Annotated in this window: 24 protein-coding genes; 17 read left to right on the forward strand and 7 right to left on the reverse strand. The window is 44.6% G+C overall.

From position 1 onward, the window contains the following. The first annotated feature begins 102 nt into the window (after positions 1-102). Positions 103-1,326 (forward strand): sodium/glutamate symporter, encoded by a 1,224-nt coding sequence (gltS, locus tag CXF82_RS21080; RefSeq protein ID WP_101090131.1) that lies wholly within the window; start codon positions 103-105, stop codon positions 1,324-1,326. Positions 1,327-1,657: 331 nt separating this feature from the next. Here the strand turns inward: gltS and CXF82_RS21085 are convergent, their stop codons facing one another. Both CXF82_RS21085 and CXF82_RS21090 read right to left on the reverse strand, forming a co-directional pair. Beyond that, positions 1,658-2,278 (reverse strand): LysE family translocator, encoded by a 621-nt coding sequence (locus tag CXF82_RS21085; RefSeq protein ID WP_101090130.1) that lies wholly within the window; start codon positions 2,276-2,278, stop codon positions 1,658-1,660. 67 nt (positions 2,279-2,345) lie between these two features. Then, a complete protein-coding gene (locus CXF82_RS21090) occupies positions 2,346-2,897 on the reverse strand; it encodes a lysophospholipid acyltransferase family protein (RefSeq protein ID WP_101090129.1) in 552 nt (183 codons plus the stop codon). Positions 2,898-3,030: 133 nt separating this feature from the next. Here CXF82_RS21090 and CXF82_RS21095 point away from each other — a divergent pair, with 133 nt between their 5' ends. Beyond that, complete coding sequence (locus CXF82_RS21095) at positions 3,031-3,453, forward strand: YybH family protein (RefSeq protein WP_101090128.1); 423 nt, start codon at positions 3,031-3,033, stop codon at positions 3,451-3,453. A 51-nt stretch (positions 3,454-3,504) separates the two neighbouring features. Here CXF82_RS21095 and CXF82_RS21100 read toward each other — a convergent pair whose 3' ends face one another. Next, positions 3,505-4,254: an NRDE family protein gene (locus tag CXF82_RS21100; protein ID WP_101090127.1), complete on the reverse strand. Its 750-nt coding sequence runs from the start codon at positions 4,252-4,254 to the stop codon at positions 3,505-3,507. A gap of 65 nt (positions 4,255-4,319) precedes the next feature. Further along, positions 4,320-5,858, reverse strand: a complete 1,539-nt coding sequence (locus CXF82_RS21105) for a metal transporter (RefSeq protein WP_101090126.1) — start codon at positions 5,856-5,858, stop codon at positions 4,320-4,322. 240 nt (positions 5,859-6,098) lie between these two features. Here CXF82_RS21105 and CXF82_RS21110 point away from each other — a divergent pair, with 240 nt between their 5' ends. The 3 genes from CXF82_RS21110 (at position 6,099) to CXF82_RS21120 (ending at position 12,125) form a co-directional block, all read left to right on the forward strand. Then, a complete protein-coding gene (locus tag CXF82_RS21110; protein ID WP_101090169.1) occupies positions 6,099-6,689 on the forward strand; it encodes a YhgN family NAAT transporter in 591 nt (196 codons plus the stop codon). Between the two features lie 141 nt (positions 6,690-6,830). Next, entirely contained in the window at positions 6,831-8,987 is a 2,157-nt protein-coding gene (locus CXF82_RS21115; RefSeq protein WP_102044896.1) for an MGH1-like glycoside hydrolase domain-containing protein, read from the forward strand. A 300-nt stretch (positions 8,988-9,287) separates the two neighbouring features. Continuing rightward, positions 9,288-12,125, forward strand: coding sequence for an immune inhibitor A domain-containing protein (locus CXF82_RS21120; RefSeq protein ID WP_102044897.1), 2,838 nt, complete (start codon positions 9,288-9,290; stop codon positions 12,123-12,125). A gap of 87 nt (positions 12,126-12,212) precedes the next feature. On the opposite strand, the gene CXF82_RS21125 is transcribed toward CXF82_RS21120, so the two are convergent. Further along, a complete protein-coding gene (locus tag CXF82_RS21125) occupies positions 12,213-12,782 on the reverse strand; it encodes a chorismate--pyruvate lyase family protein (RefSeq protein ID WP_101090123.1) in 570 nt (189 codons plus the stop codon). A gap of 154 nt (positions 12,783-12,936) precedes the next feature. Here CXF82_RS21125 and CXF82_RS21130 point away from each other — a divergent pair, with 154 nt between their 5' ends. From CXF82_RS21130 to CXF82_RS21140, 3 genes are all read left to right on the forward strand, one after another. Beyond that, positions 12,937-13,335, forward strand: coding sequence for a flagellar basal body-associated protein FliL (locus tag CXF82_RS21130; protein ID WP_101090122.1), 399 nt, complete (start codon positions 12,937-12,939; stop codon positions 13,333-13,335). A 61-nt stretch (positions 13,336-13,396) separates the two neighbouring features. After that, positions 13,397-14,449 carry a 23S rRNA (adenine(1618)-N(6))-methyltransferase RlmF gene (rlmF, locus tag CXF82_RS21135; RefSeq protein ID WP_102044898.1) on the forward strand — a complete coding sequence of 351 codons (1,053 nt, stop codon included), beginning with the start codon at positions 13,397-13,399 and terminating at the stop codon, positions 14,447-14,449. 123 nt (positions 14,450-14,572) lie between these two features. Then, positions 14,573-14,944, forward strand: coding sequence for a nuclear transport factor 2 family protein (locus CXF82_RS21140; RefSeq protein WP_102044930.1), 372 nt, complete (start codon positions 14,573-14,575; stop codon positions 14,942-14,944). An 8-nt stretch (positions 14,945-14,952) separates the two neighbouring features. On the opposite strand, the gene CXF82_RS21145 is transcribed toward CXF82_RS21140, so the two are convergent. Continuing rightward, complete coding sequence (locus CXF82_RS21145; protein ID WP_101090120.1) at positions 14,953-15,858, reverse strand: helix-turn-helix transcriptional regulator; 906 nt, start codon at positions 15,856-15,858, stop codon at positions 14,953-14,955. Between the two features lie 45 nt (positions 15,859-15,903). Further along, positions 15,904-16,731 carry a formate dehydrogenase accessory sulfurtransferase FdhD gene (locus tag CXF82_RS21150; RefSeq protein WP_232775011.1) on the reverse strand — a complete coding sequence of 276 codons (828 nt, stop codon included), beginning with the start codon at positions 16,729-16,731 and terminating at the stop codon, positions 15,904-15,906. A 293-nt stretch (positions 16,732-17,024) separates the two neighbouring features. Between CXF82_RS21150 and CXF82_RS21155 the strand changes: the two genes are divergently transcribed. The 9 genes from CXF82_RS21155 to CXF82_RS21195 all read left to right on the forward strand — a co-directional run bounded on the left by CXF82_RS21155 (position 17,025) and on the right by CXF82_RS21195 (position 26,268). After that, the gene (locus tag CXF82_RS21155) at positions 17,025-17,495 is read left to right on the forward strand and encodes a DUF3305 domain-containing protein (protein WP_101090118.1); all 471 of its coding nucleotides are present in this window, start codon (positions 17,025-17,027) and stop codon (positions 17,493-17,495) included. Beyond that, a complete protein-coding gene (locus tag CXF82_RS21160) occupies positions 17,492-18,115 on the forward strand; it encodes a DUF3306 domain-containing protein (RefSeq protein ID WP_101090117.1) in 624 nt (207 codons plus the stop codon). The genes CXF82_RS21155 and CXF82_RS21160 overlap by 4 nt, the downstream gene beginning before the upstream one ends. 144 nt (positions 18,116-18,259) lie before the next feature. Continuing rightward, positions 18,260-19,939 (forward strand): 4Fe-4S binding protein, encoded by a 1,680-nt coding sequence (locus CXF82_RS21165; protein WP_102044899.1) that lies wholly within the window; start codon positions 18,260-18,262, stop codon positions 19,937-19,939. Between the two features lie 10 nt (positions 19,940-19,949). Continuing rightward, positions 19,950-20,615 carry a TorD/DmsD family molecular chaperone gene (locus tag CXF82_RS21170; RefSeq protein ID WP_101090115.1) on the forward strand — a complete coding sequence of 222 codons (666 nt, stop codon included), beginning with the start codon at positions 19,950-19,952 and terminating at the stop codon, positions 20,613-20,615. A gap of 154 nt (positions 20,616-20,769) precedes the next feature. Next, entirely contained in the window at positions 20,770-20,967 is a 198-nt protein-coding gene (locus CXF82_RS21175; RefSeq protein ID WP_101090114.1) for a twin-arginine translocation signal domain-containing protein, read from the forward strand. 35 nt (positions 20,968-21,002) lie between these two features. After that, complete coding sequence (locus CXF82_RS21180) at positions 21,003-23,852, forward strand: formate dehydrogenase subunit alpha (RefSeq protein ID WP_101090113.1); 2,850 nt, start codon at positions 21,003-21,005, stop codon at positions 23,850-23,852. A 26-nt stretch (positions 23,853-23,878) separates the two neighbouring features. Next, a complete protein-coding gene (fdh3B, locus tag CXF82_RS21185; protein WP_101090112.1) occupies positions 23,879-24,469 on the forward strand; it encodes a formate dehydrogenase FDH3 subunit beta in 591 nt (196 codons plus the stop codon). A gap of 50 nt (positions 24,470-24,519) precedes the next feature. Continuing rightward, positions 24,520-25,530: a formate dehydrogenase subunit gamma gene (locus CXF82_RS21190; RefSeq protein WP_101090111.1), complete on the forward strand. Its 1,011-nt coding sequence runs from the start codon at positions 24,520-24,522 to the stop codon at positions 25,528-25,530. Positions 25,531-26,070: 540 nt separating this feature from the next. Beyond that, positions 26,071-26,268, forward strand: a complete 198-nt coding sequence (locus CXF82_RS21195) for a twin-arginine translocation signal domain-containing protein (protein WP_101090110.1) — start codon at positions 26,071-26,073, stop codon at positions 26,266-26,268. Positions 26,269-26,271: the final 3 nt, after the last annotated feature.

Genomic DNA, 26,271 nt, shown 5'->3' on the forward strand with positions numbered 1-26,271 from the left:
GACTCAGCTAATATTAATTACCCTAATAGATATGGCAGAATGCTCGGCTAATTTTAGCTTAGCAGTGCTAACTGCGAAGCCGATGTAACGGATAGGAGTTTCATGGATATCGTATATTCAATCGGGGAACTAGAATCATTTTTGGTCGCGATAATGGTGCTATTTATCGGGCATAGTGTTAATCGCCATGTGGGTTTCTTTAAAAAGTACAACATTCCAGAACCCATTATCGGTGGGTTAGTGGTTGCGGCCATTACCACCGCCTTACATTTTCAGAATATTACCCTTAAGTTCTCTTTGCCGATGCAGAACACCTTAATGCTAATGTTTTTTAGTACGGTGGGCTTGGCTGCAAGCTATAAGCTGTTAGCTAAAGGAGGCAAGAAGGTGTTTATCTTCCTTGGCATAGCCTCCATCTACATTGTTATTCAAAATGCCGTCGGCGTGAGTCTAGCTACAGCATTAGGCTTAGAACCATTAATGGGCTTGGTTGCAGGCTCTATTACGTTATCAGGCGGTCACGGTACTGGTGCCGCTTGGGCACAAACGTTTTCTGACAATTATGGTATGAGTACGCTAGAGTTTGCGATGGCCGCCGCAACATTTGGTCTAGTCATGGGCGGGATTATTGGTGGCCCTGTTGCACAGAGATTAATTGATAAAAACAAACTGGTATCATCTTATGGCATAGGGGGAAATCATCATAAAGATCACCCCGATCTTGTTACCTATGATCAGCTTGAAGAGGACCGAGTCACCGCCAAAAGCGTCATGGAGACCTTGTTTATTTTGTTACTTTGCGTAGTGGGTGCTAGGTGGATTGAGCACTTGGTATCGGTGTTTGAGATCCGCTGGTTAAAAATGCCTGACTTTGTCTATGCATTGTTTCTTGGTGTGGTGATAACCAATCTTACCGAATTAACTCGCGGGTATAAAACCAATAGTGAATGTGTAGATATATTGGGTACCGTTTCTTTATCACTGTTTCTAGCGATGGCATTAATGAGCTTAAAGCTATGGGAGATTTTTGATCTGGCCATTCCTCTACTGATTATCTTATTAGTGCAAACAATAGTGCTCGGATTTTTTGCTTATTTTGTCACCTTTAGATTGATGGGCTCGAATTATGATGCTGCCGTTATTGCGGGTGGTCATTGCGGGTTTGGTATGGGGGCAACCCCAACGGCAGTGATGAATATGGGGGCGTTAGTGTCTCGAAATGGCCCCTCTCCACAAGCATTTATGGTAGTGCCGATTGTGGGTGCATTTTTTATCGATATCGTTAATCTAATTGTGCTGCAGGGCTATATTGGCTTTATCCTGTAATACCAATTCCATTAAATAGTTGGTCATTCAGCGGGAATTTAAATCACTTTAGAGAAGCACGTGGGTTGTAGCTAATAGTTATTCTCGGCTCTAGCATCCTGCTTCGCTCTACCTTCTGCATCCATGCAGGCGTATATCGAAAGCCACATGCGCTGTGTTAAGGGATTTCCTATGCCTTAAACATCAGCCGCACGCAGTGAGCTTCTCAGGAGATTCACTGCTGCGTTGCATGGTCTTAAAAGGGAATAACCATTTCTTCCACAATGCGCCTTGAATTGAAAGCCCTGAGAAAGCTCTGAATTGATCACATCTTTAGTGGAATTGGTATAATTTAACGGATCAATAAAATGGCGGCGAGGGTAATAAATACCCCGCCGCTGGTGCGATCAAACCAATGCAGTTTGTTGCTGGATTTTAGTGTTGGCGCAAGCACATTTGCCATACACGCATAAATCATAACGAAGCTAAAGTCGACTATCGCCCAGGTTAGCGCCAATATAGCTAACTGTGGCCCTTGCGGCAGGGTGATATCGATAAACTGTGGGAATAAAGCAGCAAAAAAGAGTAGATCCTTTGGATTGCTTATCCCGACTAAAAAGGCCTGTTTAAATAGCTGCAGAGGCGCTCCATTTCCTTTTGCTTGCGCTAGCTTGAGGCCTTGCCCATCAGCTTTGGTGAGCAGTAGTTTTATGCCTAGAAAGAGTAAATAAGCGCCACCACACCATTTCAATATCGTGAAGCCATACTCTGTTGCATTTAATAACGCACCTAAACCCGCGGCGGATGCCATCATCAGTATGAGTGCGGAAGTCACGCTACCTAAAGCGGTCGCTAAGCAGCGGCTTTTACCATAATGAATACCGTGCCCCATCGATAACACGGCCATAGTGCCGGGAGAGATAGCAATAAGCAGAATGGCGAAAAGGTACAGCAGCCAAGTATCAAAAATCATAATATTTTATACAATGTCTAGGATCTGGCTGCACTATAGCGGGCAAATTATCTTTAGGCAATGATGCTTAGCGCTGGAAATCAGGGATCACTTTGGGATGACGTCCCTTAATGGAGCGATAGAAAGCGATGATATTATCCATATCTTGTTGGATATCATCGGTGGTGTCTTTGCCTTCAGGAATGACAACGGTCTTACTGCCAAAATCTAACCCCACAGTGACGATGGGGACTTGAGCTTTACTGGCGATATGATAAAACCCCGTTTTCCAACGTGCTACTGGGCTACGTGTACCTTCAGGTGCGAGTGCTAAGCTAAAGTTCGCATTGCTATTAAAGATCTCAACGACGGCATCGACCAAGTTATTATTCTTTCTTCTGTCTACGGGGGTGCCGCCCATTGCGCGGAAGAACCAACCCCAAGGCGGAATAAAAAGCTGATGTTTACCCAAAAAGTTAACCTTGGCTCCCATAGCGCCACGCGCGACTAGGCCAATGACAAAATCCCAATTACTGGTATGCGGACCGACGATAGCGATATATTGATGATCGGTTGGCAATGCACCCGATATTTTCCAGCCGCTGGCTTTGAGTAAGAATTTGAAAAATGATTGAAACATGTAATGAAAACCGCCCTAGCTTTATTCTTAGTATTATTGTTTTCTGTGACTTTTACCAATGAACAGCCATAATGGGTAATAAGATGCCTGAATGGTGTTTGGGTATAGTACACGCAATAGTGTGGAGAGAGTCATGTTTAAAAAAGGGTTCAGCGTTTTACTACTATGTTTAGCATTTAACGCGAATGCGGTACCGACGGATGATATTGCTAATGTTTTGGCTGGACAAGCAGCAGCTTGGAACCAGGGGGACTTAGACGAATACATGCAAGGCTATTGGCATAACGAAAAAATGCGCTTTGTATCTAATGGCAAGTTTCGCTATGGCTGGGAAGAAACCCTTGCTGCATATAAAAAGCATTACCCAGATAAAGCAACCTTGGGTAAGCTGACTTTCACTATCAAAGAAACTAAAATGTTGAGCAATTATGCGGCGATTGTTGTTGGCCGCTGGGCGCTTGAGCGAGCTAAAGATAATCCCAATGGTGTTTTTACCCTGTTAGTAGAGAAGATAGATGATCGCTGGGTGATAACCCATGATCACACTTCTGATTAGTCACTAAGCCTATAGATGGTGGTACACGTCATCACCTAGGGTGTAGAGTGCTTATAAGGTAAAATCATCCCGGCCTAGATCCCTGCCTTTGCCATCATAACGCACTTCAGAAAACTGCACTTTTCCATGCTTGTCTTTCAGAATAATACTGGTTGAACGGGTACCGTACTCTTGGTGGTGAATATAGATCGATGAAAGGTGGCGTTCCCACTCTAAACTTACTCCTGTTTTTGGTAATTCGGCATCTGGAGCCTGTGTCCCGTCCTTCATAATGGCCAACAGCGAATCAATACAGGGGATACTGTTATTGGTTATGTGCGCTTGAATCGCTTGAGTACCGCGTGACATTTTTGGCCATATATCATCAAGTGCGCCGTTACTGATAGAGTGAAATCCAGCCGTAAGTTGCATGAGTTGTTGGCTACGGCTATCAAAACAATATAGCGCCTGTTCATCGCCATATAGCAGGTTAAATGGATTATAGAATGGGCTATAACGTGTTAACCATGGCTCATCTATGCCACCGTCCATTAGCGCATTTAGGACTAATTCCCCGCGGCTTCTCATATCTGACTGAATTAACTCAGGGTCGCGAATATTGGTTAACCCCGCAACCATGCCATGTTGATTAACACCAAGCCAAGTGCCACCCGCCTCTAGATCTTTGCCTGCGAGTAGCTGGTCATGACTGGGCCAGAAATGAGCGGGTTCGGTCGGGCGATGATGAAATTCATCACGATTGGCGCAAATAATCAGTGGGTATTCAGGGTGCGCCTCGAGGGCGACAAATAGAATGCACATAAGCCAGAATAAAATGGAGTGATGAGTACAGACTAATACTCATCCCCAAGAAAAGCTATTCTGGCTTAGTGATGATGACCATTGTCGTGGTTGTGCTCATGAGCGTGCGGCTTCGTTTTAAGTAACATGAGTCGGCTCATAAATTTACGCGGACCTAAGCGAAGTAAGCTGGCTGCAAACAAGGCGGCAACCACCCAAAGACTCATACTGTTGAGTAGGTGTGGTAAATGCCCCAATGCCTGCCATTGCGGTTGGATCCATTCAATAACGGCAAGTAAGCCGAAGAGGAGAACAAACAAGGCCACTCTTTGTGGCCAACCCATTAACTTTAACTGCGCGAAGTTGATAATGGGTGCGGCAATTAATGGCAACATTACTGCTGTTGTCGTCCAGCCGCTATAAGCCAATGAAAGTGATAGTACCGCGGCGCCGAGATTACAAAAACGCATCGGTAAAAACACCAATAGTAATACAGCAACTTGCACTATTGGGTTGGATAAAGGCACTGCTGGATGACCAATTAAGTTGGCTAAAATAAGGCTAAGCACAATCCAAGGCGCACTGCGGTCAACTAAGTGGGCAAAACCAAAACGCACCGCAGAGGTTGGCAATGAGTCATGGGGATCTGTTGGTTCAACTTTGCAGTAAGTTAACAACGCACCTATCAAAACGACTGAAATCGCTTGGATGAGCGCGAAAATAGGTCCGAGCAACAAGCCGGTAATGATGATCGCTTCAGGGCCTAGTAGTCGTTGTAACCAGCGTTGACCGAGCGCCTTATTTTGAGGTGTTAGCCCAAAGTAAAAACGAATGCTCGCAACGGCATAGCTGAGTAATAAGATCGGCGCAATGGTGAGCATCCAATCCAATAGATGTTCAGTTGAATGACTGTGCTGATGATCATTTCCACCAGAGTCCATCATTAGTAGCAGAAAGAGCAGTCCGATACCGAGTAAACTTCCTATCCCCGCGTGGTACTCAAATCGACCCTGTTTATCTGTATTGGGTTGACCATGGGGTTGATGCAACACAACGTGCAATATGGAACCTGTAACAAACGCCTGTAAATAAACCGTATTCTCCAGACTTAGATGCGACAAGAACTGTTCGCCAGCAAAGTAGCCAATGCCCGTTAGCAGCATCATACCGGTCAAAACTAACATCGCCCAACGGCTGCCAACTTGAGGCTTTAGCAGCCACCAGATAGCGACACCAACAGGCAAGCGATGCAAGATAATACCGAGGGCAAGCAGCGGTGAGTTACCGTCTTGCTGGGCCAAAATCATTGCACCGCCATCAGTAATGGTATGCAGCAGTAATCCACCAACACCAAGGATAAGGGTCAGGTTATGGGTGACTTCAGAGTAACGATGAAATAAGCGTTCGCTCAGCGTGGGACCCCAAATACCAATGATGACAAACACAATAGCCAGAAAGCCACCGTGCTCTAAAAGTTCGGGTAAAATATGGATCAGCACTAAGCCGCCCAGTGAAACGAATATGAATCCGTCTAGGCCTTTTTGTAACCCCGTTCCCGATGAAAAAAACCGGTAAAACAAGGGTCCTAATAATAGTGCGATACAGCTAGCTAAGAGATACAGCATAGGGAACCCATTTAAAATCCGCGAGTGCGAAAAAGCGCCACAGTATACCAGTGTTAAGGGTAATTAGCAGAGCGATAAGCCGAATTTACATTGATATATAACTACGGCCAAATTCATGTTAATTCTTAATGTATTGTTGACGAGTGCAAATATTTTATAACTTTTTGTTAGCTTTACTGTAAAACATACTAGAATAATCTTCTTTTCAAGTCATTAGGCGTCACCCAAGCAATGGATACAATGGATACTTTCTCAGCGGCAGTCATGCTATTTCTCATTATGGACCCGTTGGGCAACTTACCCATATTTGCCTCCATCTTAAGGCACATCGAGCCAAAAAAGCGTCGTCGCGTGTTGATCCGTGAATTACTTTTTGCATTAGCTATTATGATGTTGTTCTTGTTTGCGGGTGAAGCGATCCTTAATTTCCTTAACCTACGTTCAGAATCAGTGAGTATTGCGGGCGGTATTATTCTGTTTTTGATCGCCATTAGAATGATTTTTCCACAGCCTGGTGGCGTTGTCGGACTGGCAGCAGGTGAAGAGCCCTTCATTGTGCCAATGGCTATTCCATTGATGGCGGGACCTTCGGTGTTGGCGGCGCTCATCTTGCTCGCTCATACCGATGGCAGCAGAATGATGGACTGGACCGTTGCATTACTTGCCGCGTGGGGATTAAGTGCCATCATTCTATTGTTTTATAAAGTCTTTACTAAAGTGTTAGGAGAAAAAGGTTTAACGGCAGTAGAACGGCTGATGGGCATGGTGCTAGTGATGATATCGGTGCAGATGTTCCTCGATGGCATTGCAAGTTATATGAAGGCACTCTAGCAACAACTCTTATCTTGATTGGTGTCACTTGCCGTTACGCCAATCAACATCGTAGGACTTAATCGTGAAATACAAATGTTGCAGAACAAATACTAGCCTGTAATACTCTGAATACAATATTCAAAAATTATAATAACAATCATGATTACCTGCCTACTGCTTTGTGCTGCAAGTCTGACCTCCATCGATTCTGTTGATTATCAAAATTTGCTGCCTTATCAGGGAGTGCCAACTTCAATGGAGCAGCGAGATAACAAAGGTAACTTGAGCATAGGCTCTGTATATGTCGATCAAGGCGCATGGCATGGTTTTCATCTGCCCAACTCTGCTGAGTACTATGGCAGCTTCACCGGGCCGCTGTTTATTGCGCAAGAGTATAGTCTGCACCTTAGCGATAGTTTGCAACGCTTACAGCTGATCAACGTCACTACTGATAAGTTCTTATCTTTTGATAGTGCCGCCAAAATTGATATTCACAGCCAGCCCGATGGGCTGGTTCAAACCTATACATGGTCAGATATAAAAGTCAGTTTGAAACTGAGTTATAGCGACAACCGCACTGCAACGGTGATGACTGAGCTGACAAATCTTTCAAACCGCGATCAGCAATGGCAGTTAGTATGGCGTGGCCAACCTTTTGCCAGTCATCCAGAACAACCACAACACTCGCTCATTTCTGAGACTGAATCGAGCGCAAATCATATCAGCTGGCACTTTAAGCCGGTGATGCAAACATGGCGTATGCAACTCGCGGATGCCCAATATCAGCTTTGGTTTGACCGTGATATGGCGATTAGAATTAATGCCCAGTCGGGTTATTTGGCCATTGCTGAACCTGTCACGATTGCTGCGAAGCAATCTTATTTATTCAAAAGCGCACAGCGTTATTTTCATAACGAGAAAGAGGCACAAGCGCATACGGATCCCGATTGGCAACTGATAAAGCAACAACTGGCAAATAATCGGCAGCGCTGGCAAAGCCGAATGGACAAGTTATTAGTCGGTGGCGATAAAACTGCCCGCCAACTGGCAGTCAAGAGCATGCAAACCATCATACATAATTGGCGTAGCCCTGCGGGGGCATTACAGCATGATGGTATTACCCCCTCAATCACTTATAAGTGGTTCAATGGTGTTTGGGCTTGGGATACTTGGAAGCAAGCGGTTGCAGTGGCACGATTTGAGCCTGAATTAGCTAAATCAAATGTACTGGCGATGTTTGATTATCAGTACACAGAACACGATAAAGTTCGACCGCAAGATGCGGGAAGCTTGCCCGATGCTATTTTTTATAATCAAGATGCTGAACGTGGCGGCAAAGGTGGCAATTGGAATGAACGCAATGGCAAGCCGCCATTAGCAGCATGGGCGGTATGGCAAATTTATCAGCAAGATGGTGACCGTGAGTTCATTAACAGCATGTACCCCAAACTTGTTGCCTATCATCAGTGGTGGTATCGCAACCGCGATAATAACGATAATGGTTTGGCGGAGTATGGTGCCAATCTTCATCCTGCACACATTAAAGATGGCGAACTCAATGTAGAAGCCATTATCGAAGCGGCTGCTTGGGAGTCTGGTATGGATAATGCCCCAAGGTTTGATGCTGACACTAGCTTAAATGTATGGCAAAACCGTCAAGGTGGCGAAGTCGTAGGTTACTCAGTAGCGCAAGAGTCGGTTGATCTTAATGCCTATCTTTATGCTGAAAAGCGTTTCTTACAAGAGATGGCGAAGGCACTTGAATTAACAGCAGATATCCAAAAGTGGGATGTAGAAGCAGCGCGGTTAGCCAAGCAAATCCAGATGCAGATGTATGATCCTGAATCGGGTTTCTTCTACGATATTCGCTATACCGAAACGGGTAGTGAGTTGATGATTGATAAAGGTAAAGGAGTTGAAGGTTGGTTGCCCTTATGGGCGGGTGCGGCATCGAATGCGCAAGCAAAAATCATTGTTGACCGTCATTTGAATCAACAGCAGTTTGGCACCAAAATGCCATTTCCAACCGTCAGTGCCGACAGTCCTCATTTTGCCGCAGCGCAATACTGGCGTGGCCCTGTCTGGCTCGATCAAGCTTTGTTTGGCTTACAAGGTATCGCTCGCTATGGTTACCACGAGCAGGCGCAAAGATTAGCATTGCAACTTGTGACCGAAGGCGAGGGGATTATTGGACAAAGTCCTATTCGCGAAAACTATCATCCAATCACTGGTGAAGGCTTGCATTGTACTAACTTTAGTTGGTCAGCCTCGGTGCTATTGCTCATCTACGATGCTTGGTTAAGCGGACCTGAGTAAGTATTCATCCTTCGATATTTAGAGCTTCCATCGTTTATGTTAACGATGGAAGCTCTGCAATTTGACTGCGTTATGTTGGGCTGGGCTATATATATTGATACTTATTGGCACTGATTTTGTGACTAGTATTTTTAGCCGTATTCTGTGGTTTAGGTCTTTTACTGCAAACTCTCCTAAAATAGATAGCTAAAGATGAAAACTTATTTGCAACAATGCGGTCTGATTATTAACAGAGTGACAGCATTCGAGTGGGCATAAATGATTATGCAGTACAAAGCAGCAATAAGAGGAGCGCTTGAGATGAAGGGTTTTTTCCAAAAAAGTGCCGTTATTAGCTTTTTACTGAGTGCTTTGGTCGTGATGAATACAGCGTTGGCAGTCCCCATTTATGGCACTACCGCGGATGCTAATATTGTCGATAAAGAGCGTGTTCTTTATTGGTTAATTAAGCGGGGAGAAGTCGCCAGCAGTGCATCTGATACCGAAAAAAAACAGGCTGTTGAAGCTTTTATAGCTCGTTCAAGAGGGGCGAGAAAAATATCGCTACGTGAAGCTCGGTACGAAGCGGCCCGCCTGCAGCAAAAAAAGCAAACAAATAAGTTTGTCAGTTTTACAGCTGCACAAACACAAAGTATCACCAACAAAACCGTTAAAGTGTTGGCGGTATTGATCGATTTCCCCGATCTCCCTTATGACAAAAATGGCTTAAGCAGTAGTGATACCTCTATGTATTACAGCGCTTATACTGCTGAACATTATAACAACTTACTGTTTTCGACCAATGGTTATGCTGGCCCAACAGGGCAAACGTTAATGACAGGCTATGAGTATTATCAGGCTGAATCGGGTGGTAGTTTCTTTTTTACCGGTGACGTTAAAGGCTGGTACCGAGCGGCAAATAACGCGGCAGCTTATGGTGGAAACGATGATGCAGATGATGATATTGGGGCAATAGAGCTGGTTAAAGAAGCCGTGAGTGCCGCCACAGCCCAGATGAGTAGTACTGAATTAGCGACTTATGATGTTGAAGACCCGTTTGACGTTAACCAAAATGGTAACTTAAACGAACCTGATGGTGAGATAGATCATGTGATGATTTTCCACTCCAGTATTGGTGAAGAAACAGGGGGAGGGATGTTAGGCGCCGATGCTATTTGGTCGCATCGTTCATCAATCACTCCGTACACTATCCCAGGAACCAGTATGAAGCTGTCTAGTTATACTATTCAGCCTATCGATGCGGCACTGGGGGTATGCGTACATGAATTCGGTCATGATCTTGGCCTACCAGATGAATACGATATTAGCGCTAAAGGCAAAGGCTCACCCGTCGGTTTTTGGTCAGTTATGGCTTCAGGTAGTTGGTCAGGTGCCATTCGAGGTACCGAACCCACTGGATTTAGCCCTTATGCACGTTCATACCTACAAGGTAAATATCAAGGCAATTGGGTGTCTGAGCAAAAAGTTTTGCTAAACACACTCGACTCATCGGGACTGGATATCGCCTTAGTTGAGGCGGTGAATCATGATCAAGTTAATCAGGTGTCACTGGCTATCCCTGCTGAGGAAGTTAGTTTTACCGCCCCTTATGCGGGGGATTACCAATTTTATTCTGATCAAGGTGACATGATTAATCATGCAATGTCGTTTGATATTGAACTCCCCGTGGCGACACCGTTAACACTATTGATGAAAGCGCATTGGAGTATTGAGTTAGATTATGATTATGCTCAAATTATGGTTGATGGTATTGCGCTGGAAGGGCGTTACACCAAAGCCAGCAATGGAAGAAATTCAGCACGTAACATCATAACGGGCAAGTCGAGTGATTTGGCTGCGGCCGAAGGGACCAATGGCTGGGTCGAGCTCGAGTATGATTTAAGTCCTTATGCTGGACGCAATGTACGCTTAGCAATCAATTACGTTACTGATCAAGCCGTTGGAGATTACGGTATTGTGATTGATGATATCACCATTAATCAAGCTGATACCGTGGTGTTATTCAATGGCGCGGAAACCTTAACGGATATTGCTTACGCCGGTTTTTTACGTGTCACTGATACGCGACCAGGTAAAGATCGTCGTTACATTGTTCAGCTACGGAGTCTCCAAGGCGTTGATAAAGGTTTGAAGAGTCAACGTTACGACCCTGGGGTGGTACTTTGGTTAGAGAACAATGATTACAGTTCAAATGAAGTCAGCAAACATGCAGGCTACAGCTTGATTGGAGTTGTTGATGCCGATCAGAATTTGATTGGCAGTTTAGATTCTGAGTTTCAGATCCGTGATGCTGCGTTTAGCCTCTTTAACCAATCATTTTTCAGCTATGGCGGCTCGTCTGATGAGCATTTATCGGCTAACAAGCTATTTGATGACGCCAGCGATTATACGGCGCCGCTTCAGCCTGAGTCTGGCATGGCATTACCTGAGCTCGGTTTATCGATAGAGGTGATGACACAAGCAGAAAATAGTAGCAGCGCGACTGTGCAGTTTAAATATCGTGGGATGACTGAGCCGTCGACAGAGTTGAGCGCTGTTATTTCTCAAAACCAGCAGGGCGCTCAAGTTACCTTTACGGCAGCTGTCAGTGGTGGTGATGGCACTTACCAATATGCGTGGGACTTTGGTGTCGATGGTGCAACGAGCATTGAGGCGGCGCCTAGCTATACCTACAATAATGCAGGCAGCTATTTAGTCACACTGACCATTACTGACGGCAATGGCGTTGAGTTTACCAATAGCACGACGGTGAATGTTAGCGCAGTGCTAGATGTTGGTTTTACATTAACCGTGAGTGGTCTGTCGGTGACCTTTAATAATAAATCGGTGGGTGGCAGCGGTGAGCTGAGCTATGCATGGCAATTTGGCGATGGCGCGACCAGTATCGAGACATCTCCATCACATACATACGTAGCAGCAGGCGACTATAATGTAATACTCACCGTAACGGATAGTCTAGGTAAAATCGGTGTTATGAGAGGTATGATCAACGTCGCGTCAGCAGTGACAACCACCACGACTCAGAAGAGTAGTTCCAGCGGGGGCGGTTTAGGCATGTTATCGATAGGGCTCTTATGTTTGCTTGCGAGTTATCGCCGTAAAATTATGCTGAGTGGCCGAATAGACATTTGGACTTAGATATTTAAACTTGGACAGTTTGGGCAAGCACTGTATTTGCGTAAAGTGGCTTGCCTTATTACTCTAATCTGAACAATGTAACGGGGATTAATTTGTGAGTGCCGCAATGGCCTTTTGAGCGGCTGGTAGGAATATTTCACTCACAATGAGTTGTTCTTGTTCATGTTGGAAATAACGTCGACGCCCCCAAAGTGCATGGCTGGTATCTTGGTCTAACGATTCGGCGAGTTTGGCTATTTTGCTACAAGCCTCAAAATGTGCAATTTCAATTCTGCCCGGAGTGAATTCATCTTTAGAATAGAGCAACTCCCCTAACGGTCTCGTACCTAAGCCCAGAAAGTCCTGCTGCTTTTTTTCGAGCAAACGTCCAGGGATTAATGTACGAGCAAAAATCCAAGGTACGCCATCCAAGACTAACAATACCTCACGGATCCACACTTGTTGATAATCGGGATACTCGTTGGTCAGCGGTGAAAGGGTGTCTTCACCTAGTACTTTTACTTCGAAATGTTGGCATTGAGCTTTTAGCTTTTCAGTCAAACTACTGGTGCTCAGCAACCAATCTTTAAAAGGCGGCGAAGGCAAATTAGTTATTTTTTCTGGTGAAATCCACTTAATTGATTCACCATAGGGGAAGCTTAACCTAGTCACACTCATCTAATTCTCGGTACAATGTTAGCAAACCGAAGCAGTCTAGCATGCCAGTGTCATCCCTGATAGCCGTTGTCGGCGTTGAACGGGTAGGTTGGCGTGATAAGAAAATAGCATGAGGTTTTGCCTCATAACATATCGACTAGGAGTCAGTTCCACAATGAAAACAATTATCGCGATATTACTCTTAGGTTTAAGCAGCTTTAGTCTGTTTGCTGCGAATGACAAACCGCTAGAGGAATACGCTTATTACGGTTTTGAGCCTGAAATCGTCACTAACTACATATCTAATCGAAATAAGCTGGGCTATGTCAGGCTTAGCGTTGAGTTAATGGTAAAAAATCCTGAAGATTTAGTGAGTTTGGAAAGACACGATCCGTTATTACGAGCCGCGATCGTAGAGATTTTGGGTAATCAAACTGAAGACAAAGTGAAGTCGTTGACTGGTAAAGAGGAAATTAGGCGAGAGTGCTATGAGATGGTCAATCGCTTACTAGAACAAGAAACAGGTAAAGATCTGGTGGTTAATCTACTTTTTACTAAATATCTATACGATTAAAATCACCTTAGCCGATATCGATTTTTACGTCGCCATAGTGAAGTTATGCAGCAGAGTGAACATGAATAAACCGAAGAAAACGCCTACTACGCTAGCATCTGTGATAACTGACAAGCCCGCTCCAAAGCTAAATAAAGGGATGCATCCGCGTAATCTTCACAATGCAGGCTATGACTTTCCCGCGTTAATGAACAGTTATGTCGAACTTAAGCCATTTGTGAGTACCAATGCATTTGGTAATTTATCGATAGATTTTTCTGCGCCTAAAGCGGTTAAAGCACTCAATGCTGCTTTGCTTAAGCATCATTACGCTGTAGATGCTTGGGATATTCCGTCAGGGTTTTTATGCCCGCCGATCCCGGGACGGGCAGATTACATTCATCATGTAGCTGATCTGCTAGCGATAACCAAATTGAGTAAGCAGCGTGTGCCTAAAGGTGAAAAAATTAGGGCGTTGGATGTTGGTACCGGGGCGAACGTTATTTATCCGCTGTTGGGGATCCAATCTTATGGCTGGCAATTTGTTGGTAGCGATGTTGATCCTATTTCAATCAACAATGCCCAACAAATTTTTGCTAATAACCCCGATCTTAGTAACAAGTTTTCCTCTCGATTACAGTGTAACTCCCAACATGTATTTCAAGGTGTTATTGGTAAGGGTGACCGTTTTGATGTCACTATCTGTAACCCGCCTTTTCACGCATCTCTTGCCGAAGCGAATGCCGGGACGACACGTAAACTCACTAACCTTGCCGCAAATCGTGCCGCTAAATTTGGGCAGAAAAGTACAGTTGCAGTACCACAAGATGATTCTGGAGTGCTTAATTTCGGTGGTCAAAAAGCGGAGCTTTGGTGTGAAGGCGGCGAGAGGCAGTTTTTGAGTAGCATGATCACCGAAAGCCAAATGTTTGCCGATCAATGTTTATGGTTCACTACCTTAGTATCTAAAAAAGAGAATTTAAAGCCTGCGCAATCGTTACTGCAAAAAGTTAAAGCGCGCGAGATTAAAGTGATTGAGATGCACCAAGGTAACAAAATTACCCGTATTTTGGCTTGGACATTTTTAACGCTTGAGCAGCAACAGTTATGGCAGCAATATCGGGATCAACTTTAAGCTATTAATGCGCTTTCTTACCGGTGTGTATTTAAAGTTCGAAATAACCGGCTGAACTATTTCAATTATTTCAAAACTTAGCCTAGACTGATAGCAATGTGGTTGAGTTAGTTGGGTTTAGTGGTGAATTTCAAGTTAGAACATCTACTCATAGAGTTGGAGCTATATCTGCAGAAGCCTGAGGTGAGAGCATCTCGGGGGGAGCTAGAACGTCTAATTAGTGATGACTTTATGGAGTTTACCGCAACGGGTTGTCGTTTTGGTAAAGCGGAAGTACTCGCTCGATTACCGGATGAACGCGCCCCGTATATTGAAACCAGCCATTTTGAAGTGCGAGAGCTCAAAGCTGGGTTATGTCAGGTCTTTTATCGCGCCAAGCTAAAAAAAGCTGGTAATAACATCACCAGCTTTTCTATGCGAAGCTCTATTTGGCGTAACCACCAAGAGGTTTGGCAAATGGTGTTTCACCAGGGCACACCCTGTAAACCATTTTGACAGTGGGCTTATTGTCCATTCCAAAGGAGTTTGCCACAATCCGTTAAGTCATACCCACCGAGTGTTGCTGCTAATTGCTTTGTTTGTGGCTCGGCCAGTAAATTGAATAAACGTTGCAGCTGACGTCTGAAGTAAATGCCTTGTGGCATAACAAAATCAAAAGACTCTGTTACCAATGGCACAAAGCTTAAACCACTTTCAAGTGCTACAGATTGACAACCGAAACCGATATCCGCATCACTTCTGGCAATATAACCCGCAAGTTCTCGCTCGCTTTGTGCCACTAAACTTGAGTTTAATTGCTCAAATGCAGCGCCTTGCTTCATTAACCATTGCTCTAAGTGCTGTTGACTGCCAGCACCAGCCTGACGTGCAACCCAGCGCCAAGACTGTTGGGATATTTTGTCCAGTTCTTGGCAACGGTGATGCATATCGGGGCGCATCATTAAGCCTTGTTTACGGGTATAACCATGCACCATCACCCATTGCTGGTGGTTTGCGTAACCTTGCAGTAAAGCAGGGTGACGGATTGCACGCTCTTCAACGCTGCCCCAATGTAAAGTACATACATCAGCATAACCACGAGATAATAGATCTAGCCCCAGACGGGAGCCCGTGGAGCTATAACTGATGAGCTCACTTTTACCGACCTGCGACATCATGCGAGCGACCAACATCGACAGTAAAGGGTCATCACTGCCAGTGATATGCATACGATCTGATAGCATACCGCTGTGGCAAGAGTCCATAATCCAACGGTCAATTAATATTTTAGGAAAGAGCCATTTACCAGTGATTTTAGTCGCAGGGAGAATACGATCATTCGCCATTGAGTAGACTTTTTTCTCATTGAGATCAAGATACTCCGAGACCTGTCTAGCACTCATGTAGATCAGTTCTGTTGGCTCAGTCATTTTCTGTCCTTGTGGCGCAAAATCGTTTGGTCATCATTTGGCAGGTTAAATAGCATCAAATTCAATGTTTTCAGCACCATTATAAACTAAAAAGTGGCGACCTTTAGCGCGAGCTATCATAGTAATCCCCATTTGTTGTGCTAACTCTAACCCCATTTGTGTGGCGCCACTTCGAGAAAGCAGAACGGGTATGCCCATCTTGGCAACTTTAATCACCATTTCTGAGGTTAAGCGCCCAGTGGTATAAAATAATTTGTTGTGTCCGAAATCATGATTAAGCCACATTTCACCAGCAAGTGTATCCACCGCGTTGTGACGACCGACATCTTCAACAAAACCTTTTATCTGGTCGCCTTGGCATAAACCGCAACCGTGCACGGCGCCGGCATTCTTATAAGTTTCGTTATAGGCACTTATATTATTAAGTAAGCTATAAATTGTACTTTGTTTAATTTGTGGTGTTGTCAGATTGATGTCATCGAGGCCAGCCATAAAACTGCCGTATACCGTCCCTTGGCCACAACCTGAAGTGACTGTTTTCTCAGATAGTTTTTCATCTAAATCTTCGATTGTCTCACTGGTAATAATCGCGGCTGAGCTCACATCCCAATCGACAATGACAGATTCGAGCTTACTTAGGTCAGAAATAAAGCCCTGATTCTTGAGATAACCTAACGCAAGAGCTTCTGCTCTGGCACCTAATGTCATCAAGGTTACTATCGGACGCCAGTTTAAATAAACAGTGAGTGGGCGTTCGCAAGCAATAAATTTATCCACTTTTTCGCCCTTCTCATTAATTGCTGTCACTGCAATTGTCAGGGGGACTTCGGTGTTAGTTTTGATTAAAGTTGGGTTGCTCTTGTTTGCTGTCATATAGCCCATCATCAGTTAAGAGAATTAAATGCGTCTAATACTAAGCAATATCTGTACCTAACTTTATAAGAGATAAAGTTAGTGGCAGATCACATTTATTAGCTATCAGTCGCCCTTTTATGTCCTATTGCAGATTGCTATTTGGACAAAATGTCCTAGTCTTGGATGATATTAGTTGATCCAGTTCAAACTATTTTGCCCAAACTGTGTGGCACATAAATTGCTTTGTTAGATAAGTATCTATTTAGTTGGTCTGTCATTTAGGCAGCCATCTCAGGCAAGACGGAGACTGAATGCAACATACCGAAAGCCAATGGCCAATGTACGTTTCTCTTAAAAAGATTGAGACACAAGTCGGAAGATGGACCTCAGTACAGTGGGAAGTCGATCAAATCCTTCCTGCTACCCACGCCGCACCAGAAGGTGCCACTCTCGTCTTGCTAGAACTGCATAAAGACGAACGCGGTAGTTACCGTATCAATATCGACATGGATAACGCTATGTTATACATCGTTTGTGATGAAAACCATGACGGTGACTGGATCCCCGCAGCCCTATCAGCTGATCAAAATGTTGCAGCAAGCTGCCTAGAAGGCGATACCCCGGTGCTTAATATTCTGATGCCACCCGCTATCGCGTGTTGGATTGAAGCGTTTATTACTCGTCATGGTGAAGTCGAAATCAAGGCTCATCGCCGCGCGAAACATGTTAACCGACGCAAGAATGAAGGTCCAAGTACCAATCATTTAGCGGGTAACTCATGAGTGGTTTGCTGTCACGTTGGAACTTGCGTCGACAGAAAGTAGAGCAGGAAGCTGATATAGAGGTGTCTGAAGCCGTTGAGGAACAATCGGTAACAGCTGAACTCGCACCGTCAGAGACGTTAACCACAGCAGAAAGTACTGATGCTGAGGTCATTGAGTCTGGCGAAGAAACACTGCTCACTGCGGAAGACCTTCCAGATCCAGAAAAGATTGAAGTTGGTGGCAGTTTTGCCAGCTTTATGGGCGCCAACGTAGACCCTGCTGCTAAATCTGCTGCACTAAAAGCCCTTTGGAAACAGCCTCATTTTAGTGAAATTGATGGGCTGCTTGAATATGCATTGGACTACAGTAATCAACCTAAGTTGTCGGCTGAAGTATCGGCTGAATTGGCAAAGAAAGTATTCCGTCATGTCGTTGAAGAAAAAGATGATGAGGAGGAGAACGAAATTGAAACAGTTTCAGAGCTTGAGTCAGATGAGATGACCGACGCTGAAAATACTGTTGAAACTGAAGTTGTTAGCGATACTAAACAGGTATCGGACATTTTGGACGTTGATGATGATGAATTAGCCCAAAATGAACCAGAGCACCCAGACGCCATAACAAACAAAGTTGTTTAACGTCAGTATAGAGTGTTTTTAATTCCACAATATTGGTATGTGAATTGCTGTACTTAGGGTAAAGCTGGCGTTAATGATAGACGCATTAAATAAACAGCAACTTATAAGTATAGAAGCAGCCAAAGAACTGTTCAGGAACGCAATGTGAGCAATCGTGAAACACAAGTTGGACTCAAAGAGGTTCGACAACAGGTTCTTGCTGGGACCCAGGTTATTCAAAATCTAATCCCACCGACCGTGAGTTATACCACCGAGGGCAATGTGCTCGTTATCGGGCCAGAAGACTTGGCGCGTCTAGCAGCCGACAAATTGTCCCACATGGGTAAGTGTGCCATTTTGGCAAACGAAGCCATCACTAGCCAAGACGAAGCACATCTAGAGCTCGTCATGACTTCAGCTGAAGATGTTGAGAGCTATTACAACAAGCTTATCGAGATAAAAGGTTTCCTTGGTCAATTCCAAGTTAAAGTTGAACATGAAGAGGGTAGTGCGGATTTAAGTGTTGTTGCTATTCGTAAAGCGCATTTCGACTTGATTCTTGATTTGAGCATGAGTCCTTGTATTAACCTTGAAATGCTACCGCCTGGCTATTTTTATGTTGGCCAAGATCAAGTCAAACTAGCCGAAGCAATTGAGCAGTTACCCGATCTAATCGGCGAGTTCGACAAGCCGCGTTATATCAAAGTTAATAGCGACATCTGCGCACATAATCGTAATGGTAATGAAGGTTGTACTCGTTGCTTGAATTTCTGCCCCGCAGATGCGATTGCCAGTGTTGAGAAAAAAATCGAAATCGATCCATACCTCTGCCACGGTGCGGGTAGTTGTACGAATGCGTGCCCAACAGGCGCGATTAGTTATGACCTTCCGACTCCGCAATCTATGCATACCTATCTGAATCAACTGGTGACTCGTTTTCGCTCGCAAGCGCAAATAGCCCCTGTCGTGTTGTTCCATGATATTGGTAAAGGTGCAGAACTGGTCACTGACCAATTAGCGGGCGATATTATCCCTGTTGAATTGGAAGAGATAACCGTCGCTAGTGTTGATCATTGGATGTCGTCTCTTGCCTGGGGCGCTCGTCAAATCTTGATTCTTAACACTGATGCTACAGCGCCTACACTAACTCAAATGCTGAAGGGTGAACTGGCGTTAGCCAACGACATTCTCGATGAGATGGGGCAACCACGTCGTATTAGCTTAATCAGCGAACATCACTTAACGGAAGCGGGTGCAGATGAGTTATCTGAACTGCTGACTACTAGCGCAAGCTGGCCAGTTATAGTACCTGCAGAATTTGTGGCTACAACCAAGCGTGAAACGATCTATGAGGCTATCGATCATCTCAATAATCAAGCGGCATCAGTCGACACTTGCTTGTCTCAAAGTAACATCCCTTATGGCCGTGTCAGCGTTAATGTTGAGAGCTGCACCTTGTGTATGTCTTGTGTGGCAACGTGTCCTACAGCAGCGTTAACCGACGGTGGTGACCTGCCTTCACTGCACTTTGTAGAGCAAGATTGCGTGCAATGTGGACTATGTGAAGCCGCCTGTCCTGAAAACGTCATCAGCTTAACGCCACAGGTTAATTTAGATAAAGCTGCGCGTCAGGCGCGTCAAACCTTACATGAGGAAGCCCCGTTTGAATGTATTACTTGCGGCACACCATTCGCAACGCAATCCATGGTCAAACGGATGCTAGAAGTGGTAGGAACCCACAGTGCCTTCAGTGCCAACACAGATCGTTTAAAGATGTGTGGCGACTGTCGAGTGAAAGACATGTTTGAAGACATTCTTCAAGATCCTGAAAAGCAACTGCGATAAGAGTTTAGCCATGACCGAATTAGTAAGAGAAGTTTCAGAAAACGATCAGTTGAGAGCAGATATTTATCAGCTACTAGCTGCACTATTACGTCGCCAGCCTAGCACCGAATTATTGCAGTTTTTAGCGGGATTAGAGATTGATGCTAATGACGATAGCGATATGACCAAAGCTTGGGTTGGACTCAAGTTGGCGGCAGAGCAATTCACTTCAGAGCAGCTTGAGGATGAGTATTTTGATATTTTCCTCGGTGTGGGCAGTGGTGAAATCTTACCTTATGGCAGCTGGTTTATGACAGGGTCACTAATGGATAAGCCATTAGCCTTGTTACGTAATGACCTAATGCAGCTTGGTTTCGAGCGCGAAGAGGAAGTGAAAGAACCTGAAGATCACGTTGCCGCTTTATGTGAAGTAATGGGCACTTTGATCCTTGAGGCACCTGGTTACCGCCAGCTCGCTTTCTATCAGCGCCATATGGGTAGCTGGATAGCACGTTTTTGCGAGACGTTAGCTAAAACACCGAGCGCGGCGTTTTATGCCACGGTAGCAGAACTTGCAAAAGCATTTTTTGTTATCGAAGCAAATGAGTTTGAACAGTTAAGTTTAAATATTCCAGTTAACTGCCCAGGCAGCGAAGCGGAAAAGATTGAACCAAGCACTAACGAACTGGCTTCGTAAGCCATTGTCAGTGTAAGGCTGAATTTATGTCTGCTGAGTCTTAGAGTTAGCAGGCATAGACAAAAAAAGAGAGCAATCTCTATATTAAATGAGTGATACGTTTAATCTTTATTAAGCAAATTATCTCAATATCAGTAAAACCAAAGGAGACACTATGAAGAAGCAAGCTTCCGACATGGGTCGTCGTCAACTGCTTAAAGCATTGGCGATCGGCAGTGCCGCTGGCGCAGTGGCAACGGTCAGTGGTCAAGCGCTAGCTGCGACACCTGAAGTTGCCCCCGCTGCGAAAGGCGATGGCTACCAAGAGTCCGATCATGTTCGTAGTTATTATGCGTCGTTACGCAGTAAATAAGCGTTTCGTAGTCAATAATTAAAGGAGAGTGTGTGATGCGATTAACCCGCAAAACAGACCAAGCAGCCACAACTACTAAGGCTGTCTTAGGTTTAAACCGTCGTCAATTCCTCAAGTCTGCGAGTCTCGCAACAGGTGGTATTGCTGCGGCATCAATGCTTGGCGCAGGAATGATGCGTAAAGCAGAAGCAAAAGATGTACCTCACGATGCCCCAACTGAAATTAAGCGTACTATCTGTTCTCACTGTTCAGTGGGTTGTGGTGTGTACGCCGAAGTCCAAAATGGTGTTTGGACAGGTCAAGAACCTGCATTTGATCACCCATTTAATGCGGGTGGACATTGTGCAAAAGGTGCGGCTTTACGTGAAGTAGGTCATGGAGCTAAACGTCTTAAATACCCAATGAAGCTAGAAGGCGGTAAGTGGAAACGTCTTTCATGGGAACAAGCGATTGAAGAAGTGGGACAAAAAGCGCTTGATATCCGTAAAGAGTCTGGTCCAGATTCAGTTTTCTTCATGGGAAGTGCCAAGTTCTCTAACGAACAATGTTATATGTATCGCAAATTAGCGGCAATGTGGGGCACCAACAATGTCGACCACTCAGCGCGTATTTGTCACTCTACCACTGTAGCCGGTGTTGCAAACACTTGGGGCTACGGTGCGCAAACCAACTCAATCAACGATATGCGCAACTCCAAAGTGATGATGTTTATCGGTTCTAACCCTTCAGAAGCGCATCCTGTCGCGATGCAGCATATTCTGGAAGGTAAAGAGCGTGGCGCTAAAATTATTGTTGTCGACCCTCGTTTTACTCGAACTGCAGCTAAGGCTGATGAGTTCGTACATATCCGTCCGGGTACTGATATTCCATTCATCTATGGCCTGTTATGGCACATTTTCGAAAATGGTTGGGAAGATCAAGATTTCATTAATCAGCGTGTTTACGGTATGGAACGTATCCGTGAAGAAGTGAAAAAATATGATCCAGCTGAAGTTGAAAACGTGGTTGGGATACCAAAAGCGCAGATGTACCGTGTGGCTAAGCTTTTAGCTGAAACTAAGCCTGGTACTGTTGTTTGGTGTATGGGTGGTACTCAGCATCACATCGGTAATGCGAACACTCGTTCATACTGTATTCTCCAGTTAGCCCTAGGTAATATGGGCGTGTCTGGTGGTGGTACGAATATTTTGCGTGGTCACGATAATGTTCAGGGTGCAACTGACTTTGGTTTATTATGTGATACTTTGCCAGGATATTATGGATTAAAAACAGGTTCTTGGAAGCACTGGTGTAATGTTTGGGACTTAGATTATGAGTGGGTTAAGAGCCGCTTTGATCAAGAAAAACATTTAGGCCAAGATCCAATGACCTCTGCAGGTATCCCATGTTCACGTTGGCATGATGGTGTACTTGAAGATAAAGCTAATATTGCGCAGAAAGATAATGTTCATATGGCATTTTTCTGGGGACAATCAGTTAACACTGAAACCCGTGGTCGTGAAGTGCGTGAAGCATTGAACAAGATGGAAACAGTGGTTGTAGTGGATCCATATCCAACTATGGCGGGTGTCATGCACGAACGTACGGATGGTGTTTATTTACTTCCTGCGGCAACACAGTTTGAAACTTACGGTTCTGTATCAGCGTCTAATCGCTCATTACAGTGGCGTTCACGAGTGATTGAACCACTATTCGAATGTAAGCCAGATCATGTGATTATGTATAATTTGGCGAAGAAGTGGGGCATTGAAAGTGAGCTCTGTAAGAATATCAAGGTGAATGGTGAAGAGCCGTTGATTGAAGATATGACCCGTGAATTCAACCGCGGTATGTGGACCATTGGTTACACCGGTCAAAGCCCAGAGCGTTTGAAAATGCACCAAGAAAACTGGGGCACCTTCGATATTAAATCGCTTGAAGCACCAGGTGGACCTGCTAAAGGTGAAACCTATGGCTTACCTTGGCCTTGTTGGGGTACTCCAGAGATGAAGCATCCAGGTACACAAATTTTGTACCGTACTGGTCGTGAAGTGATTAACGGTGGCGGTAATTTCCGTGCTCGTTATGGTGTTGAACATAATGGCACCAATATCTTAGCTGAAGGTTCTTACTCAAAAGGCAGTGAGATCCAAGATGGTTATCCAGAGTTTACCGACAAGATGCTTAAGCAACTTGGTTGGTGGGATGATCTAACGGCTGAAGAGAAAGTTGCTGCTGAAGGTAAAAACTGGAAGACAGATATCTTAGGTGGTATTCAGCGAGTGGCTATTAAGCACGGTTGTATTCCTTACGGTAACGCTAAAGCGCGTTGCGTCGTTTGGAACTTCCCTGATGATATTCCATTACACCGTGAGCCACTTTATACACCACGTCGTGACTTGGTTTCTAAGTATCCAACTTATGATGATCGTATGGTTTGGCGCCTTCCTACCCTGTATAAATCAATTCAGGAAAAGGATTTTGCCAAAGACTTCCCACTCGCCGTTACAACGGGTCGTTTGGTAGAGTACGAAGGTGGTGGTGAAGAGACTCGTTCAAATCCATGGCTTGCAGAACTTCAGCAAGAAATGTTTATCGAGATCAACCCTGCGGATGCTGCTGATCGCGGTTTACGTGATGGTGATGATGTTTTCGTTCATAGTCCTGAAGGGGCAAAAATCACAGTTAAAGCGATGGTAACTCCTCGAGTTACCGCTGGCGAATGTTTCATGCCATACCACTTTGCGGGTGTATTCGAAGGTAAGAGCCTTGAGAAGAACTATCCCGAAGGAACAGTACCTTACGTTATTGGCGAATCTGCCAACACTGTAATGACCTATGGCTATGACGTTGTGACTCAGATGCAAGAGACGAAAGCCTCTTTGTGTCAGATCAGCAAAGCTTAATTAACTTGATGAGGAGATAAGCCATTATGGCAGTCATGAAATTCTTATGTGACACCAAACGCTGCATCGAGTGTAACGGTTGCGTCACAGCATGTAAAAACGAAAACGATTCCGCTCTAGAGTGGGGCATTCAACGTCGTCGCGTAGTCACTATCAATGATGGTGTACCGGGTGAAGCGTCAATCTCAGTGGCATGTATGCACTGTACTGATGCACCTTGTATGGCAGTCTGTCCTGCAGATTGTTTCTACCGCACTGAAGATGGCATCGTATTACACAATAAAGATACGTGTATCGGTTGTGGTTACTGCTTCTATGCTTGTCCTTTCGGAGCGCCTCAGTTCCCTCAGAAGACAGCATTTGGTAGTCGCGGCAAGATGGATAAGTGTACTTTCTGTGCCGGTGGCCCAGAAGAGACTCATTCAGATGCAGAGCGCCAGAAGTATGGTGCTAACCGTATCGCCGAAGGCAAATTGCCAATGTGTGCAGAGCTTTGTTCAACTAAAGCACTGTTAGCGGGTGATGCTGGCGTAGTATCTGATATCTACCGTGAGCGTATTGCAGCTAGAGGAAACCCTGGCGCAATATGGGGTTATACCCCAAAGACTGGCGCGTAGGGCTGAATAGGGCTATGCACTTTGGTGTATAGCCCAATTAAGGAGTGAATATGTATATGAAATCACTGCGCAGCTTGTTCGCAATGCTAGTTATCCCTCTGGTTTTTTCTATGGGGTTGGGACTTAGCACATCAGCAATAGCAGCAGATGAACAATCGAGCCAACAGCAAGCGGGTAAAACCAGTGAAGCTGATCTTTGGCGCGCGGTAAGAGCAGGCGACTCAGGCTTTACAACAGCTCAAGGTATTGAGCCAGGTGTATTGATTAACGTTGCGGGTAACCAAGGTAAAGACGTAAGAAACCAGTACTTAACACCAGTGATGGGTATTACTGTTGTCGGTGTATTTGCTGCGTTCCTGTTTTTCTACTTGGTAAATGGTCCTTCTAAGCTGAGTAAGGGCTTTTCTGGAAAAATGGTGCTGCGTTGGACTAAAGCAGACCTGTGGATCCACTGGGTATTAGCGACATCATGTTTGGCACTGATTTTTACTGGTTTAAATATCATGCTGGGTAAATATGTATTGCAGCCTTATGTTGGGGAAGGCTTCTGGGCTGGTCTCATCTATGGTACCAAAACGATACATGATTGGGTCGGACCGATATTTATTGTGTCTTGGATCCTGTGTGTTGTTAAATGGATGCCAATGCAAACCTTCAAGATGTATGACTTAAAATGGTTCCTAGTAGTTGGTGGTTATATCAACTTTGGTCCATTTAAAGGCAAGCATCCTGATAGTGGCTTTGCTAATGCTGGTGAGAAAATGTGGTTCTGGTCATTAACCTTATTCGGGCTATTTATTGCCGCGTCAGGTTTAATGCTAGTATTGCCAGGTTTGGATCTACCACGCGAAGCCTCTATGGCTGCACTGTTAATTCATGCTATTAGTGCGATTATCATCATCGCCTTTACTATCGTGCATATTTGGATGGCGACAGTATTAAGTGAAGGTGGTATGGAGTGCATGGTTTCTGGTTATTGTGATGAAAACTGGGCCTCTCAGCACCACAATCTTTGGTATGACGAAATCAAAGAAAACGGTACCTTAGAGTATAAAGATTAAACTCTGGTTATGAGTTATAAGTCTTAAGCTGTAAGTCATAAATGCCCTTGGCCAAATAAGTCGGGGGCTTTTTTTTGCCTGTAATCCACGAACGATTTTAATGCATTTGATAAGTAATCTCCCCCTATTTCAGATTCTTTCAGAGGCTCTGTTTTGCTTAAAAATCTATCACGCTAAGTTATTCTCCTGCTAAACAATGTAACGCTTAAGTTACTATTGTTATTAACAATTAGTTATGCGCATTATTGCTTTACTTGTACCGCCTAAACACCTCCATTATATAAAACATGATTAAGCTAACACTTTAGTGGTATTGATGATGTTTTCCGCAGCTGAATTGGATTCAGATCAATTTTCCTGCTGCCTTTTTCTCATATATTGTCCGCGAAACTTATGGATGTTTTTAATAACAATCACCTTCTTTTGACTAACTCGTTTGATGATAACACTTGATTAACAAGTGGCCGTGTTATGAGCTCGTAGAAAAAGGTGCCCTGATAATTTCTAATAAAGAATATTCCTTCCATACCAGGAGCAAAAATGAAGAAGCAACAGCCTGATCTGAACCGCAGATCTTTGCTGAAAGCGCTCACAATTGGTGGCACCGCAGGTGTCGCAATCGCCGCAACAGGCGTGAGTGTAGCTCAAGCAAGTGAAAATAATGTCAGCACTAAGAGTGCTAATGGCTATCAAGAAACTGCTCACGTTCGCAGTTATTACAATAGCTTACGCGGCTAGTTT

The sequence above is a fragment of the Shewanella sp. GutDb-MelDb genome (assembly GCF_002836075.1).
Taxonomy (GTDB): domain Bacteria; phylum Pseudomonadota; class Gammaproteobacteria; order Enterobacterales; family Shewanellaceae; genus Shewanella.

What these genes read in the sequence shown, in the direction of transcription:
- CXF82_RS21110 (WP_101090169.1), top strand. Translation starts at nt 6,099, where the DNA reads ATGGATACTTTCTCAGCGGCAGTCATGCTATTTCTCATTATGGACCCG.
- CXF82_RS21195 (WP_101090110.1), top strand. Translation starts at nt 26,071, where the DNA reads ATGAAGAAGCAACAGCCTGATCTGAACCGCAGATCTTTGCTGAAAGCG.
- CXF82_RS21180 (WP_101090113.1), top strand. Translation starts at nt 21,003, where the DNA reads ATGCGATTAACCCGCAAAACAGACCAAGCAGCCACAACTACTAAGGCT.
- CXF82_RS21190 (WP_101090111.1), top strand. Translation starts at nt 24,520, where the DNA reads ATGTATATGAAATCACTGCGCAGCTTGTTCGCAATGCTAGTTATCCCT.
- CXF82_RS21175 (WP_101090114.1), top strand. Translation starts at nt 20,770, where the DNA reads ATGAAGAAGCAAGCTTCCGACATGGGTCGTCGTCAACTGCTTAAAGCA.
- fdh3B (WP_101090112.1), top strand. Translation starts at nt 23,879, where the DNA reads ATGGCAGTCATGAAATTCTTATGTGACACCAAACGCTGCATCGAGTGT.
- CXF82_RS21155 (WP_101090118.1), top strand. Translation starts at nt 17,025, where the DNA reads ATGCAACATACCGAAAGCCAATGGCCAATGTACGTTTCTCTTAAAAAG.
- CXF82_RS21105 (WP_101090126.1), bottom strand. Translation starts at nt 5,858, where the DNA reads ATGCTGTATCTCTTAGCTAGCTGTATCGCACTATTATTAGGACCCTTG.
- rlmF (WP_102044898.1), top strand. Translation starts at nt 13,397, where the DNA reads ATGAATAAACCGAAGAAAACGCCTACTACGCTAGCATCTGTGATAACT.
- CXF82_RS21125 (WP_101090123.1), bottom strand. Translation starts at nt 12,782, where the DNA reads ATGAGTGTGACTAGGTTAAGCTTCCCCTATGGTGAATCAATTAAGTGG.
- CXF82_RS21100 (WP_101090127.1), bottom strand. Translation starts at nt 4,254, where the DNA reads ATGTGCATTCTATTTGTCGCCCTCGAGGCGCACCCTGAATACCCACTG.
- CXF82_RS21130 (WP_101090122.1), top strand. Translation starts at nt 12,937, where the DNA reads ATGAAAACAATTATCGCGATATTACTCTTAGGTTTAAGCAGCTTTAGT.
- CXF82_RS21120 (WP_102044897.1), top strand. Translation starts at nt 9,288, where the DNA reads ATGAAGGGTTTTTTCCAAAAAAGTGCCGTTATTAGCTTTTTACTGAGT.
- CXF82_RS21090 (WP_101090129.1), bottom strand. Translation starts at nt 2,897, where the DNA reads ATGTTTCAATCATTTTTCAAATTCTTACTCAAAGCCAGCGGCTGGAAA.
- CXF82_RS21115 (WP_102044896.1), top strand. Translation starts at nt 6,831, where the DNA reads ATGATTACCTGCCTACTGCTTTGTGCTGCAAGTCTGACCTCCATCGAT.
- CXF82_RS21145 (WP_101090120.1), bottom strand. Translation starts at nt 15,858, where the DNA reads ATGACTGAGCCAACAGAACTGATCTACATGAGTGCTAGACAGGTCTCG.
- CXF82_RS21160 (WP_101090117.1), top strand. Translation starts at nt 17,492, where the DNA reads ATGAGTGGTTTGCTGTCACGTTGGAACTTGCGTCGACAGAAAGTAGAG.
- CXF82_RS21085 (WP_101090130.1), bottom strand. Translation starts at nt 2,278, where the DNA reads ATGATTTTTGATACTTGGCTGCTGTACCTTTTCGCCATTCTGCTTATT.
- CXF82_RS21170 (WP_101090115.1), top strand. Translation starts at nt 19,950, where the DNA reads ATGACCGAATTAGTAAGAGAAGTTTCAGAAAACGATCAGTTGAGAGCA.
- CXF82_RS21150 (WP_232775011.1), bottom strand. Translation starts at nt 16,731, where the DNA reads ATGACAGCAAACAAGAGCAACCCAACTTTAATCAAAACTAACACCGAA.
- CXF82_RS21095 (WP_101090128.1), top strand. Translation starts at nt 3,031, where the DNA reads ATGTTTAAAAAAGGGTTCAGCGTTTTACTACTATGTTTAGCATTTAAC.
- gltS (WP_101090131.1), top strand. Translation starts at nt 103, where the DNA reads ATGGATATCGTATATTCAATCGGGGAACTAGAATCATTTTTGGTCGCG.